This window comes from Nocardia sp. NPDC046763, assembly GCF_040645495.1.
In the GTDB taxonomy this organism is placed as follows: Bacteria; Actinomycetota; Actinomycetes; order Mycobacteriales; family Mycobacteriaceae; genus Nocardia.
The window spans coordinates 78479-91443 of the sequence record NZ_JBEYYI010000028.1 but is presented as its reverse complement, the minus strand read 5'-3'; the positions used below and the strand labels follow the sequence as shown (position 1 = coordinate 91443).

Annotated in this window: 14 protein-coding genes; 3 read left to right on the top strand and 11 right to left on the bottom strand. The window is 69.8% G+C overall.

Features of this window, described 5'->3' with window-relative positions; translation table 11 throughout:
- The 8 genes from ABZ909_RS34210 to ABZ909_RS34175 all read right to left on the bottom strand — a co-directional run bounded on the left by ABZ909_RS34210 (window position 1) and on the right by ABZ909_RS34175 (window position 6862).
- Window positions 1–1491 carry an SCO6880 family protein gene (locus ABZ909_RS34210; protein WP_357008145.1) on the bottom strand — a complete coding sequence of 497 codons (1491 nt, stop codon included), beginning with the start codon at window positions 1489–1491 and terminating at the stop codon, window positions 1–3.
- Window positions 1488–2969 (bottom strand): hypothetical protein, encoded by a 1482-nt coding sequence (locus ABZ909_RS34205; protein WP_357008142.1) that lies wholly within the window; start codon window positions 2967–2969, stop codon window positions 1488–1490. Before ABZ909_RS34205 ends, ABZ909_RS34210 begins: the two co-directional genes overlap by 4 nt.
- A gap of 43 nt (window positions 2970–3012) precedes the next feature.
- A complete protein-coding gene (locus tag ABZ909_RS34200) occupies window positions 3013–3837 on the bottom strand; it encodes a hypothetical protein (protein ID WP_357008138.1) in 825 nt (274 codons plus the stop codon).
- 52 nt (window positions 3838–3889) lie between these two features.
- Window positions 3890–4171, bottom strand: coding sequence for a hypothetical protein (locus ABZ909_RS34195; protein WP_354837264.1), 282 nt, complete (start codon window positions 4169–4171; stop codon window positions 3890–3892).
- Window positions 4171–4461, bottom strand: coding sequence for a hypothetical protein (locus ABZ909_RS34190; RefSeq protein WP_213556317.1), 291 nt, complete (start codon window positions 4459–4461; stop codon window positions 4171–4173). Before ABZ909_RS34190 ends, ABZ909_RS34195 begins: the two co-directional genes overlap by 1 nt.
- 178 nt (window positions 4462–4639) lie before the next feature.
- Window positions 4640–5293 carry a hypothetical protein gene (locus ABZ909_RS34185; RefSeq protein WP_357008134.1) on the bottom strand — a complete coding sequence of 218 codons (654 nt, stop codon included), beginning with the start codon at window positions 5291–5293 and terminating at the stop codon, window positions 4640–4642.
- Complete coding sequence (locus ABZ909_RS34180) at window positions 5290–6165, bottom strand: hypothetical protein (RefSeq protein ID WP_357008131.1); 876 nt, start codon at window positions 6163–6165, stop codon at window positions 5290–5292. Before ABZ909_RS34180 ends, ABZ909_RS34185 begins: the two co-directional genes overlap by 4 nt.
- Before the next feature lie 16 nt (window positions 6166–6181).
- The gene (locus tag ABZ909_RS34175) at window positions 6182–6862 is read right to left on the bottom strand and encodes a hypothetical protein (protein ID WP_357008128.1); all 681 of its coding nucleotides are present in this window, start codon (window positions 6860–6862) and stop codon (window positions 6182–6184) included.
- Between the two features lie 303 nt (window positions 6863–7165).
- Here ABZ909_RS34175 and ABZ909_RS34170 point away from each other — a divergent pair, with 303 nt between their 5' ends.
- A complete protein-coding gene (locus ABZ909_RS34170; protein WP_354837256.1) occupies window positions 7166–7927 on the top strand; it encodes a 3-hydroxyacyl-CoA dehydrogenase in 762 nt (253 codons plus the stop codon).
- A gap of 243 nt (window positions 7928–8170) precedes the next feature.
- Here ABZ909_RS34170 and ABZ909_RS34165 read toward each other — a convergent pair whose 3' ends face one another.
- Window positions 8171–8944 carry a metalloregulator ArsR/SmtB family transcription factor gene (locus tag ABZ909_RS34165; RefSeq protein ID WP_357008246.1) on the bottom strand — a complete coding sequence of 258 codons (774 nt, stop codon included), beginning with the start codon at window positions 8942–8944 and terminating at the stop codon, window positions 8171–8173.
- Between the two features lie 231 nt (window positions 8945–9175).
- On the opposite strand from ABZ909_RS34165, the gene ABZ909_RS34160 reads away from it, so the two are divergent.
- On the top strand, window positions 9176–10210 hold the full coding sequence (locus ABZ909_RS34160; protein WP_357008125.1) for an alpha/beta hydrolase: 1035 nt from the start codon (window positions 9176–9178) through the stop codon (window positions 10208–10210).
- Between the two features lie 41 nt (window positions 10211–10251).
- Window positions 10252–11061: an SDR family oxidoreductase gene (locus ABZ909_RS34155; RefSeq protein ID WP_357008122.1), complete on the top strand. Its 810-nt coding sequence runs from the start codon at window positions 10252–10254 to the stop codon at window positions 11059–11061.
- A gap of 20 nt (window positions 11062–11081) precedes the next feature.
- Here ABZ909_RS34155 and ABZ909_RS34150 read toward each other — a convergent pair whose 3' ends face one another.
- The gene (locus ABZ909_RS34150) at window positions 11082–11489 is read right to left on the bottom strand and encodes a hypothetical protein (protein WP_357008119.1); all 408 of its coding nucleotides are present in this window, start codon (window positions 11487–11489) and stop codon (window positions 11082–11084) included.
- Window positions 11490–11598: 109 nt separating this feature from the next.
- The gene (locus ABZ909_RS34145) at window positions 11599–12957 is read right to left on the bottom strand and encodes a lipase family protein (RefSeq protein ID WP_357008117.1); all 1359 of its coding nucleotides are present in this window, start codon (window positions 12955–12957) and stop codon (window positions 11599–11601) included.
- Window positions 12958–12965 lie beyond the last annotated feature (8 nt).

Sequence of the window (12965 nt, the reverse complement as noted above, 5' to 3'; positions counted from 1 at the left end):
TTACCCCGCAAGCGCTTTCGGAATGGTGGCATGTTCGGGGAGGATCACCCCGCAGCCGAGCGAGGCCGCGAACGCCGCCGCCTGATAGCGGTAGCAGCGGCGAATCTTGAGGCGGGCCTGGGTCGACAGGTCGCGGGTGATGGCCTCGATGCGCGGCAGGTCGCCGCGCAGGGGTTCGGTGATGGTGACCAGCGCGCCGAAGCGGGTGACACCGTGCCCCCGGGCCTGCTCCTCGCGGGCCTGCTGGGTGGCGCCGACGCGCAGGGTGGCGGCGGCGGACACGACACCACGCTCGGATTGCTGTGCCACCAGGGCGTTCTTGTAGTCGTCGTCCACGATCTGGGCGGCGTCGCCGGCCGAGTGCGGGCGGTAGACGATGGTGATGCGCTTGCGCGGCACCTCCGGATTCGGCGCGAGCAGCCGCTGCAGCACCCGCTCGTCGACCGCGCCCTCGGGGGCGGTGTCCATCTCCCAGGTGACCGAGCGGCCGCCGTCGTGAATGAAGTGGTCCCAGCGCTCCTCGTGCGAGACCGGGCCCGCGTCGGCCCAATCCAGGCCGTGCCCACCGGGTTCGCCCGCGGCCACCTCGAGATCGGCCTGGGCGGCCGGGTCGTAGCTGCGGCGGATGAACGAGATGATCTCCTCGGCGGCCATGGGCTGGGCGCGGACGCCGGCCTCCGCCAGGGCCGCACAGATGCCGGGCAGGCGGCGGCCGATCTCGACCGCCTCCTCCGCCGGATTCTTGCGGCGCTCCGCGGTGGTCGCCTTGAAGGTGATGGCGACCCGCGGCAGCAGCTGCACCCGCTCCTGCGGCAGTTCGGTCGCCAGCTCGTACATGACCTGCTGCGCGAGATCGGGGGCCTCGGGCCGGGTGATGGTGGAAACCTCGGTGAGCAAACGGTTTCCGGTCTCCGGCACAGTGTCGATCACCGGCACCACGGCCACGATGTCGGAGGTCTGCCCCAGCGAGGCCAGGAACGTCCCCCATGCGCCCACCCAGCGGTCGATGACCGGCTGGTCGACGGCCTCGTGGCCCTGCGGCCAAGCACGCAGAACCACTGTGTACTGGGCGAATTGCGGTAGGTGGATCATGCCGAAGCTGTAGCCGCCGGCGTCGATGCCCTCGTAGAGCCGTGACGGGGCCATCAGCCCGGGCAGGCGGGTGACGCCGCCCGGGATCCGGGAGAACCGCCCGCCCCGGTACACGTGCTCGCCCTTGGAACGGCCGCGCAACCAATGGAACATCATCAATCCGTTCTCGTAGCCGGAGCGGCCCCCCGTCCGCCACACCAGTGGAACCATCACGACCGTGCCGATGCCAGCCACCACGGCGGCCGGTTTCGGCCCGGCCGCCAGCGCCGTCAGCAGCGCGGTGATCACGACGGCGAAACCGACCACGGTCTCACCCCAGCGCAGGCCGAAAAGGCCGGCGCTGCGGGGCTTCTGCCACAGTCCGTACGAGCGGCGCTCGTAGGTCTCGGTCATCGTCATCGCGGGATGGTGCTCCTGCCGAGGTCGGGTGAACGGTTGGCCCAGCGGTCACCGGCCAGGTCGCCCGCGGTGGACTCGGCCTTGCTCAGCGAGGCGGTCGCCGCGCGCACCTGTGCGACCCGGTTGGCGACGCGGGACGCGCCTGACGGTACTGCGCCGCCACCGCCTTGGGCGGCAGGACTCGCGGCGGGCGCACCGCCGCCACCACCCGCCGGGCGTGGCGGGGGTGTCGGGCGTGGCGCGCCGCCACCGCCCGGACCGCCGCCCCCGGGACCGGGACGGGGACGCCCGCCGCGACCGGGTCCGATGAATCCAGCGGCACCGGGTCCGGCGGCACCGCGCGGGGCCACCGCACGCGAACCGACCGCACCGAGCGCGGCGATGCCGACCAGGGTGCCGGTGGTAGCGGCCAGACCCGAACCGCCGGAACCGACAATGGCGACCGCCGGGGTCACCAGGCGCATCAGCGCCGGCAGCACGAACGCGACCGTGCACAGCAGCACGATGGCGACCAGCATGCGCTGGGCCTCGTCGGCGTCGGGCAGGTTCACGGTGCCGGTCAGGTCGTCGGTATTGCCCGCGGTGGTGAACGCGATCATGTACACGATCGCCGCCACCGGCTTGTAGAGCATGAACGCGATGATCCAGCCCAGCAGCTTCGAGTACGAGGTGCGCCCGATCTGGGTGCCCGACGCGGCCGCGGCCAGCGGCAGTACGCCCGCGGCCACCACCAGCAGGCCCTGGCGGACGATGGCGAGCACGATCTGGGCCAGCGCCCCGAGCAGGCCGACGATCGCGATGATCAGCACCAGACCCGGCGAGAACGCCTGCAGCTTGGAGGTTTTCACCATCAACTCGGCGATGTTCTTGGCATTGCCGTTGGTGGAGTCGTTGATGATCCACTCGGAGAACTTGTCCGAGGCCTGGGTGGCGGCCACGATCACCGCACCCAGCATCCAGGAACTGAACACCACCCGCGCGAACATCCAGAACGATTCCGTGGCCTCACTGACCGCGGCTCCTCGTCTGGCCTGCGCCAGTTTCAGCCCCGACAGGATCACCGACGCCATCAAGAACAGAATCTGGACTTGATAGGTGTAGTCGTTGATCTTCGTGAAGAGCGCCCCCGCGTCACTGACGCGTTCGTTCGGGATCTTCATCCAGAACGTCAGCGCCAGCATCAACGCCTCGCCCAGGCCGTTCATCAGCGAGTCCACCACCTTGCCGAAGGTGGAGTCCCACGCCTTGTCGCGCACGGTGGCGGCGGCGTCGGTCGGGTGGGTCGCGACATTGCCCGCCTTGCACGCGGCCGAGGCCGCGTCGCCGAGCGAGATGCCGGGCACGCCCAGCCCGTCGAGGGAGTCGTGTAATTCGTTGCAGGCCTGATCGAAACCGTACGTCTGGCCGTAGGCCACCGTCGGGGTTGCGATCATGACGGTGAAGACGACCGCAAGGATCGTGACTAGCCGCCTCAGCATGTGGTCCACCTCTCGATGGGTCGCGATGCCATTTCTGTTGTTGTCACCATCTGGTCCACCCCGCAAGCGAATCCACGTATTCGGTTTGAGCGGTCTTGGAAGTCGAAGGTTTGAGCCGCCAGTCGCCGGCGTCCCAGACCATGATCAGGCGCACCGCCGCCCACAGCTGCCGGTTGTCGACCACCGGCCCGCGCGCGGCCAGCCGCACGATGGCCATGTCGTCGGCGTAGTTCTCGATCTGGAAGCCGTCGGGGGCCACCAGATAGCGAGTCACCTTCTCGGGCTGCTGTTTCGGCAGCCGTTGATCGGCCAGCGCCTGGTCGTAGGCGGTGAGCTGTTCGGCGGGCACGCGCACCTGCCGGACGTAGAGCTCCCGGTCGGCCGGGCGGGCGTTGAGCCGGTAGGTGATCTGGGCGGCGGCCAGCGCCGCGCCCTGCGGGGTGTGCGAATAGCCGACGGCCAGGCCGTTTTCCAGGCGTGCCGGACCGTCGGAGGTGGAGAAGGGCACGGATGCGCCGTAGACCCGCTGCCAGCCGTGGGGATCGGTGGTCCCCAGCGGGGCGGCGGTGAGCCAGTCGGCGTCGGTGGCCTTGCGCTGCTTGGAAGGATCCTGCGGCAGCGGCTGGCCGGCCGTGTTGTTGGGGATGTCGACGCGGCGGCCGAACAGATCCACCTCGGGCGAGGCGAATCCGGTGGCGCCGGAGTCGGAGGCCGCCGGAACGGTCCCGTCGGGCTTGGCGCTCGGCTTGCTGTCGCCGTGCCCGAAGTAGACCACCAGGCCGGCGATCAGGATGACCGCGACCAGAGCGGCCGAGGCGATGACGCCGAACGAGACGCGGTCGCGCTCGGGCGACTCCTTCTCGCTCATCGCATGGCCTCCGAAGTGTGTGTACCAGTGAACAATTCAGCTGCCCGTGCCCTCAGGTCGGCAGCAGGGCCAGCGCGATCCCGCTGGCCGAGGTCGCCATGATCGCGCCCAGCAGGCTCATCACCACCCCGTGTGTCGCGTCGTTGGCGGCCAGGTCGTCGCGGAAGGCGTACCAGAGCCGGCCCGCGGCCAGGATCATCCAGGCCAGGCAGAACAGCAGCACGCACCACAGCAGCCAGTCGATGAGCTGCATGATCGGCCGGATCACATCCGGCGGCATCTGCTTGTAGGCCAGTACGGCATCCATCGCTGGCGCAACCAGCGCGGCGGACATTAGGTGATCACTGCATTCATGATCGTGCCCGCGCTCGTCGCGACGATTCCCCCGATCATGGCCCCTGCCACCATCTTCGGCGACTCCAAACCGCCTCCTGTCCATTTCTCCCAGGCGAACCGGCCACCGGCGTAGGTGATGCCCAGGATTCCCGACAACAGAACGAACCAGGTGAAATACCGAACCAGTTTCAGCAATTTGTCCGACGCGGGCGGTGCCTCGGGGGTCGGATTCCCGACCTGGGCGAGGATCTGACCGTACGCGTCGTGTACGGCGAGGAGCATGCTCATTGTCTGTCCTTATCCAAAAGCGAACTGCTAGTAACAATCTCGCCGATGCACGGCCCGGCCGTCCAACCGGCGACGTCAACTCCTTCTACTGACTGCCCTGCCACCTTCCCTGAGGACCGGGCAGGTCCCCGCAACCGGGAACTCATTCCCGCACAACACAATCCATCGGGGTCCATGATCACTCCTCCGGGTCCCGGAACTCGGGGCGGGGGGCGTCGAGCGCGTCCTGCACGGCGGCCACGATGCCGGCGCCGAGCTCCCGCACATCGGGCGTAATCTCTTCCAGCGGATCGGATTTGCGCTTCCGCTGCTGCGGCACCGGGTCGCCGGGTGACCACACCGGCAGCTCATCGGCCTCGACCAGGGTCCATTCCTCGTGCCACGGCAACTGCCACACCTGACCCGCCAGCGAACCGACCACATCGCGGTAGCGGCGGATCTCGGCGGGCAGCCGGCCCGGCCGCGCGGCCACGGTGATCAGGCCCAGCACCTCACACGGACCGGCCAGCCCGGCGTGATGCTGGCGCAGCAGATCGTGGGCACGGGTGAGCCCGGCGATGGTCTCGCGCGCCACCAGCACCACGAACGGGGACTCCCGGTCGAATACGCCCGGCCAGCGTCGATACGAATCCGCCGCCGGCGCAAGCACATGCGAGAGCGTGGTCGCGCCCGCGCCCCCGTGCACGCCGAGCAGCCACACCAGGGGCGCTCGGCCACCGCCGGGTACGGGTCGGTCCCAGATCGGTGCGCGGCGGGTTTCCGGCGGCGGCACCACACCGGCCGCCATGGCGGCCTCGGAGGCGGATCGGCGTTCCTTCATGGCTGCGGTCATGATGCCACTCCAGCAAGCAGGCGGCGATACGCGCGGCGTGTCTCTGCGGCCAGGTTGCTGTGCCGCACCAACTCTCCGCGTGCGAGGTGTGCGTCATAGGGTATCTCGACGATCTCACGGACCCAGCCGTCCAGATGCTCCCGCAAATGCTCAGCGACCCGAGAATCACTGCCCGGCAACTGGTGTGACACGACAATGGTGGTGTCGCCGACAATGCCGTCGCCCTGACCCTCGCCCTGCCCGCCGAACTGATCGTCGAGCCACTCCAGCGTCACGCGCAACCGGTTGGCCGCGTCCACCCGCGCCGGAATCGACAGCACCAGCGCGATATCGGCGTCCTCGAGCAGCGGGCGCAGATGCCGGCTCGCGATCGGATTGCCGCCGTCGTAAACCGGGGTGTACCCGGTCTCGCCGAGCGCGCGGGCGACGGTCAGGTAGGTGGCGCGCCGGCGCAGCGGGGCGGGATCGCGCCACAGCAGACCGATGCCGGAAGTGGCGCGGGAGAGACATTCCTTGAGCGGCGCGGCCTCGTCGTCACCGCGGCCGTAGAGCCAGGCCTGCAGACTGATCGGGCTCAGGTGCTCGTCAGCGCCCCGCAACGCGAGATCACCGCCCGCGAAAGTGCCGTCCACGGCGACGATTTGGGCGTCGGCGACGCTCATCTCCCCCGCGATGCCGAGCGTTGTCGTGGTGGTGCCCGCGCCGCCGCAACCACCCACCACCAGAATCGGGCGCGGCGCGGGACCGGCCTCGCCGGAGTCACCGCGGCGCTTACGCAGGCGCATCACCGGAGCCTTGGAACGCGCGGCACGGTCCGGCGATTCGCCCGCTTCGGGCCTCTCGTCGAGCCAGCGGCTCCAGTCCTGATCCATTGTCTCCGCTCTCCTCTTATCCGGCCGGAATGCCCGTCGCGGGTCCATGGTCGCCGATGATCGCGGGGGCCGTCATTTCGTTGTACGCCGCTGCGACGGCGATCGGGCCGGAACGGGGTCCCGCCTCGGGTGTGCCGATGGATTGCGCAGTGCCGCCGTGGGAATTCAGCACATATAGAGCAACTCCACCGGCAATGGCTAGCAAAACAATGGCAACGATCAGGAATGCGACGGCGAAAAACCGCCGCCCCGTGATGCGCTCGGCCGGCGCGGCCGCACGGTCGGCGACCGCGTCCAGCAGCTGCGAGGCTCGGTCGAGCGTTCTCGGGGCGCGATCGCCGGTCGATACCGTGCCGGCTTCGCTACTCTCCGTGGGGAATTCGACGACCGTGCTGCCGCGGTAGCGCAGCGACGGTGCGTAGGAGGCACTCTCGCCGGACCCGGTCATCCAGTCCGACCAGGCCCCGTCGAAGTGGTTGCGCCGCAGCACCGAATCGGGCACCGGCGGAATCTCGAGCTCCGGTTCGTCGTGGATGTAGTGCGGGTAGCGGGCCGCGCCCTGGTCGTCGGCGAATGCCGAGTCGCCGTCGGGCTGTTCGGGGGCCGGGGCCTGCGCGTCGGGGTCCAGAGCGGGGTACCAGCGCGACACTTTTTTGTACGACTTCAACATTCCCGCTGCGGGCACGTCGCTCGGCATCGTCTGACCCTCTCGGCGGTCGGTCGTGGCTGACGGTGTGTTGTCGTCGGTGATCGTCGGTACTGTGCAGCCCGCCGTCGTCGCGTCGCCACGGGCGGCGCGCACGAAACGGTCCCGATCGGAAATTCTCTCGCATGAACAGGATTCCAACGACTCGACGCGCCGGACGACACACCGTTCAATCCGCGCGCGCGTGCGAGTAGCAGGGTTTGCGACATCGGGTGAACGCCACGCCGACGGGGCGGTCTTCCCTGTGGACGAAGCAGAATCTACATTAACAAGACCAAGAATTTTGGAGGTTTTGTGAAGACAGCAGACATTGCCGCGGTCGTGACCGGTGGCGCGTCGGGACTCGGACTGGCCACCGTGCGGGAACTGCACGCGGCCGGCGCGAAGGTCGTTATCCTCGATCTTCCCTCGTCCGACGGCAAGGCCATCGCCGAGGAACTCGGTGAGCGCGTGGTGTTCTCGCCCGGTGACGTGACCAGCGAAGCGGATGTGACCGCCGCGCTGGATGCCGCCCAGGAGCTCGGCACGCTGCGAATCGCGGTGAACTGCGCGGGAATCGGCAATGCCATCAAGACGGTCGGCAAGCAGGGCGCGTTCCCGCTGGAGTCCTTCTCCAAGATCATCAACGTTAACCTGATCGGAACGTTCAACGTCATCCGCCTGGCCGCCGAGCGCATCTCGGCGGTCGAGGAGGCCGACGGCGAGCGTGGCGTCATCGTCAACACCGCGTCGGTCGCCGCCTACGACGGCCAGATCGGCCAGGCCGCGTACTCCGCCTCCAAGGGCGGCATCGTGGGCCTGACGCTGCCGGTCGCCCGCGACCTGGCCTCGTACAAGATCCGCGTGATGACCATCGCGCCGGGCCTGTTCCACACCCCGCTTTTCGCGACCCTGCCGCAGCAGGCCATCGACGCCCTCGGCGCGCAGGTGCCGCACCCGTCGCGCCTGGGCGACCCGGCCGAGTACGCCGCGCTGGTCCGCCACATCGTGGAGAACCCGATGCTCAACGGTGAGGTCATCCGCCTCGACGGCGCGATCCGCATGGCCCCGCGGTAATCAGCAGGGCCACACGGTGATCACCGCACGGCGATCACCTGGTGACGGCACCGGCGCGGGCACTTGCCCGCCCGGTGCCGTCACCGTTTCCGCGCAGCGCGAGCAGCTGCCGGGTGTGGCCCGGGACTTCGGCATCGATCAGCCCCCCGTCGGGGGCGGCAGCGGCGGGCCCGAATCGGTCACGGCGGCAGCGGCTTCCAGCAGGGTGTCATAGACCCCCGCGCAGCGCGGTGGCGTCGAACATCAGGCGTGGGCCTGCGACATTTCCCAGGGCGCCTGCGGCAGTACGGCGCCGGTCTCCAGCAGCGACTTGAGGTTGGCCAGCACGGCGGGCCAGCCGCTCGAAATGCCCTGCAGCATTTCCTGATTCGGCAGGTTCTCGTGGGTGACGGTGAGCCGGACGATGTCCTGGTGGGACTCGATGAGGAAGGTCACCACCGACGGGGAGCGCTCCGCTCCGATCGAATCCTCGAAGGTGAGGACGAGGCGGCGGGGCTCGTCGACCTCGAGGACCTTGCCGACGACATCGACCTTGTCCGAGCCGTCGACGCGGCGGTGCTCCCATTCCGAACCCGCCTGCCAGTCGGACACATTCGCGTGCCCCCAGTACTGCGCGGTCAGGTCGGCGTCGGTGAGGGCCTTCCACACCTGTTCGGCGCTGGCGTGGATGTAGGTGACGTAGACGTAGTTCGGCACGGTGGCGGTCATGGCGTACTCCTCTGCCTGGTTTTTGACGGCGCGCAGGACATCCAGCCGGGGGCGATCGAAGACGGAGATCCAGCGCTGTTCGATGTCGTGAATCGGGGTCGGATTGATGTAGTGCACCCGTTCGCGACCGCGGCGCAGCACGGTGACGAGGCCGGCCCGCTCCAGGATGTCGAGGTGCTGGGTCACCGACTGGCGGGCCATCTCGACCCGTTCGCACAGTTCGCGCAGGGTCTGGCCATTGTTCTCCCGCAGCCGGTCCAGCAGCAGGCGGCGGGTGGAGTCGGCCAGGGCCTTGAAGACCGCGTCCATCTCGGGTTCGGGTTGCACGGGAAAATTATGCAGGCATTTACCTGCATAAGTCAACGCCCGGTCGCGGCACCCAGCCGGATCCGCCGCCCGGCACCCCCTCTTACGTGGGAATTTCGTTCTCGGACATGACAATCCGCGAATTCACCGTCAAGATGTTGAACGGCCCTTGGCCAGAACTGACATCGTTGTCTCAGCAGCGCCCGGTGTTTCGCGGCGCGGACAGGAGCGCCCGTGGCGACGCCGCAGACCTCGGACCCCGTCTCATCGGTGATCGTGGAGACGATCCGGCCGGCGCGCATCGGGACCAGGCTCGCCCATCCGGTGCTGCGCACCACCCTGCAGCAGTTCCTGCGCGCCGGAGCCTGGGTCGCCGATCTGGGCCCGCGCCCCGCGCACCTGGTGTTCCGGATGACGCGGCTGTCCGAACAGCCCGCCCGGGTGCTCGGCACCCCGCGCGGCACCCGCCGCGAGCCGGTGCGGTTCGAGCACTGCGACGCCGAATGGCTGTGGAGCACACCGGTTCCCGATCCGCGGGTGGACCGCGGCGCCGCGATCCTGTACCTGCACGGCGGCGCGTTCATCGCGGGCGGGCTGCACAGCTACCGTCGCCACACCGCCCGCCTGGCCGCGCTGAGCGAGCTGCCGGTGCTGACCGTCGACTATCGGCAGCTGCCCGACGCCCATCCCAACGAGAGCCTCGACGACGCGCTCACCGCCTACCGGCACCTGCTGGCCGAGGGGTTCCCGCCCGAGAAGATCGTCGTCGCGGGCGATTCCGCGGGCGGCGGACTCGCGCTGCGGCTGGCGCTGACACTGCGCGAGCTGGGTCTGCCGCTGCCCGTGGCACTGTCGGTGACCTCGCCGTGGGCGGATTTCGACTCCGCCGCCCGCCTCGCGCATCCCAATGCCCGCTACGACGCGGTGCTGCCCGCGGTCGGCCCGGACATGGTGGTGCGCCGCGGTATCGCCGTGGACGGCGAGCTGGATCCGAGCTGGTCGGTGGTGAACCACGATTTCACCGGCCTGCCACCGATTCTGCTGCAGGTCGGCTCCCGCGAGATGCTGCTCGCCGACGCGCTGGCGGTGGCGAAACGGGCCGAGGCGGCGGGCGTCCCGCTGCGCCTGCAAGTGCGGCCGAGCGCCGCGCACACCCTCATCCACCTGGGTGCGGGCCTGCTCGCGGACGGCCGGGACGCCGCCCGTGACGCGGCCGATTTCCACCGTGCGATGATCGATCCCGGTCGCCTCGGCCGCAGCGCCGCCTGATCCGCACCGGCGGTCCCGACCCTCCGATCCGAGAGGCTCCGATGTCGCAGCCCGCCAACGCTTCCCGGCCCGCGATCCTCGTCACCGGGGCGGCCGCCGGTATCGGCCGCGCCATCGCCGCGCGGTTCGCCCGGGAGGGCTGGACCGTCGGCCTGTACGACATCGACGCCGACGCGGTCGCCCGCACCGCCGCCGAGATCGGCGGGCGGACCGTGACGGGGGCCTTCGATGTCACCGACCCGGTGGGCTGGGACCGGGCCCTGAAGGACTTCGACGACGCGACCGGGCGGCTGGACCTGCTGGTCAACAATGCGGGCGTGCTCGTCTCCGGCCCCTTCGGCGAGATCCCGGTGGAACGCCAGCACCGTCTCGTGGACGTGAACATCAAGGGCGTCCTCAATGGCTGCCACGCCGCCCTCCCCTATCTGCGCCGCACCTCCGGCAGCCGGGTCATCAACCTGGCGTCGGCCTCGGCGCTCTACGGCCAACCCGGCCTGGCGACCTACGGCGCGACCAAGGCCGCGGTGCGCAGCCTGACCGAGGCCCTCGACCTCGAATGGCGGCACTACGGCATCACGGTCAGCGACCTGCTGCCCCTGTTCGTCGCGACCGACATGATGACCGAGGTGAGCCGCGGCTCGAAGTCCGCGACCGTCCTCGGCGTCCACCTCACCCCGGACGATGTGGCGGAAGCGGTGTGGCACACCGCAACCGGACGCCGACCGCTGTCCGGACCGCACGTCCTGGTCGGCCTGCAGACCAAACTCACCAGCCTCGCCACCCGCCTGTCCCCACCCTTCCTGACCCGGGCGGTGGTGGGCTGGATCAGCAAGGCCGATTCGCTGCGGTAGCGCCTCGCCGCGGTCGTGTCTCAGAGCGCGGTCAGGTCACCCACGATGAAGATGACCAGGCCCACCGTCATGGTCACCGCACCGGCCAGGCCGAGCGGCGCGGTGCGCGCCTTGTCGGCGAACTCGTCGCCGACGCCGGTGAGCCAGTTGATGGTGTCCTTGGCGGCGATGAAGACGCCGCTGGCGACGACCAGCCAGGCGGCGGTGATGTTCCAGCCGCTGGACAGATCGGACAGGCGAGCGGCCCACACCAGACCGAACAGGATGACGCCCTGGATGACCGCGCCGACATGGGTGACGGTCAGATAGCGGGGCGTGGGCGGGTTCCCCTCGCGCATGCGCAGCGCGATCATCGGATATCCCAGCAGGGCCGCATAGGTGAGGGTCAGCAGTCCGCCGATGATGAGGATCTTGTCGGTTGCCGTCATGGCGACCCCTTCCGGATCCATCCACGATAGGAGCCGAATCAGCTGGTCGCGGGCGTTCAGGGGAATCGATGCCCGACCTTCACTTCGCCGGGCTGGGACGGCGTGCGCGTCAGGTGACCGGCAGTGCGTGTGCGATGTCCGCCTCCGGCGCGCCCGGCTGCGCGGCGATCCGCGCGGGTGGCGCGGCGCGCATCGGCCGGGCCGCCACCGCTCTCGCCAGGATCGACGCCAGGCCCAGGTAGCCGCGGAGCGCGGGGATCGAAAGTGCCAGGGAGACTACGGTTTGCGTGGTTCCGGCCGGGAGCGGGCGACCGGCGAATCGATCGGCGAGCCAGTTCTCGCACAGGGGCGCCGCCAGCAGACCCAGGCTCGCGTGACCGCCCAGCACATCGCGCAGATAGCGGACCGACGTGCCCTCGGCCCGGTAGCGATCGACCAGCCGATCCACATTGCCGCACGGAATGATCAGATCGTGCACGCCCTGCACCGCGAGCACCGGGAACCGCGGCGGTCGCACACCCGGTTCGACATCGGCGAGGACGGCCCGCACCCGCGGCAGGGTCCGCAGTGTGGCCAGGTCCGAACCCTCGCGATCCTGGAGCCGGGACCGGCCGCTGCGCAGCAGGAGCGGAATGGTGGCGCTGGTTTCGGCACGCTCGAGCAGGTCGAGGGACGCGGCGTCGAGGTGCTCGCGCAGGGTGCGGTCCAGGGCCGGATAGGTGCGGCGCAGTCCGGCCAGGCACAGGGTGGCCAGCCCGCCGAAGGCCGAGCCGTTGAGCCGGAAGAAGGTCGATTCGAGGTTTCCTACCGGCGAACCCAGCACCGCGGCAAGGATATTCAGCTCCGGGGCATAGCTCGCCGCGAGCTCGGCGGCCCACACCGTGGCCAGTCCGCCGCCCGAGTACCCCCACAGCGCCACCGGCGAATCACCGGGTCGCGCCAGGAAATTCAGGGTGGCGCGCAGGCCGTCCAGGGTGCGGTGGCCGGGCTCGCGCGGAGCCCCGAACCGGCCCGCGGTCCCGGTATGGTCGGGCACCGACGCCGCCCAGCCGCGGGTCAGGGCGTGCTCGATGAGCAGCAGCTCGAACTGCGGAACCGAGCCCAGCGCCCGCGCGCCGCGGCGGAACGCGTACGACGGCAGGCATTTCGAGGCGACGGCGTCGATGGCGCACTGAAAGGAGACGATCGGCCGGTCGGCCGCCGGGTCCGCACCGGAGGGCAGCAGCACCGTGGTGACCGCCGCCTCGGCACGGCCGTGCAGGTCGGTGCTGCGGTACAGCAGCTGGGTGGCCGTGACGCGCTGCGGAATGCGGCCCAGCAGTGCGAGTTCCACCGGGCGCGAACGCAGGACGGCCCCGGGCACGACCCGGTCGAGTCCGCGCGGACGCCGGTAGAACGGGTCGTGCTCGGGCAGCGGCGGATGGTCGTCCCGCGGCGGGTGCGGCGCCCCGGTTGGATACGCGATCATGCCAATCC

What these genes read in the sequence shown, in the direction of transcription:
- ABZ909_RS34210 (WP_357008145.1), bottom strand. Translation starts at nt 1,491, where the DNA reads ATGACGATGACCGAGACCTACGAGCGCCGCTCGTACGGACTGTGGCAG.
- ABZ909_RS34205 (WP_357008142.1), bottom strand. Translation starts at nt 2,969, where the DNA reads ATGCTGAGGCGGCTAGTCACGATCCTTGCGGTCGTCTTCACCGTCATG.
- ABZ909_RS34200 (WP_357008138.1), bottom strand. Translation starts at nt 3,837, where the DNA reads ATGAGCGAGAAGGAGTCGCCCGAGCGCGACCGCGTCTCGTTCGGCGTC.
- ABZ909_RS34195 (WP_354837264.1), bottom strand. Translation starts at nt 4,171, where the DNA reads ATGTCCGCCGCGCTGGTTGCGCCAGCGATGGATGCCGTACTGGCCTAC.
- ABZ909_RS34190 (WP_213556317.1), bottom strand. Translation starts at nt 4,461, where the DNA reads ATGAGCATGCTCCTCGCCGTACACGACGCGTACGGTCAGATCCTCGCC.
- ABZ909_RS34185 (WP_357008134.1), bottom strand. Translation starts at nt 5,293, where the DNA reads ATGACCGCAGCCATGAAGGAACGCCGATCCGCCTCCGAGGCCGCCATG.
- ABZ909_RS34180 (WP_357008131.1), bottom strand. Translation starts at nt 6,165, where the DNA reads ATGGATCAGGACTGGAGCCGCTGGCTCGACGAGAGGCCCGAAGCGGGC.
- ABZ909_RS34175 (WP_357008128.1), bottom strand. Translation starts at nt 6,862, where the DNA reads ATGCCGAGCGACGTGCCCGCAGCGGGAATGTTGAAGTCGTACAAAAAA.
- ABZ909_RS34165 (WP_357008246.1), bottom strand. Translation starts at nt 8,944, where the DNA reads ATGGACGCGGTCTTCAAGGCCCTGGCCGACTCCACCCGCCGCCTGCTG.
- ABZ909_RS34155 (WP_357008122.1), top strand. Translation starts at nt 10,252, where the DNA reads ATGTCGCAGCCCGCCAACGCTTCCCGGCCCGCGATCCTCGTCACCGGG.
- ABZ909_RS34150 (WP_357008119.1), bottom strand. Translation starts at nt 11,489, where the DNA reads ATGACGGCAACCGACAAGATCCTCATCATCGGCGGACTGCTGACCCTC.
- ABZ909_RS34145 (WP_357008117.1), bottom strand. Translation starts at nt 12,957, where the DNA reads ATGATCGCGTATCCAACCGGGGCGCCGCACCCGCCGCGGGACGACCAT.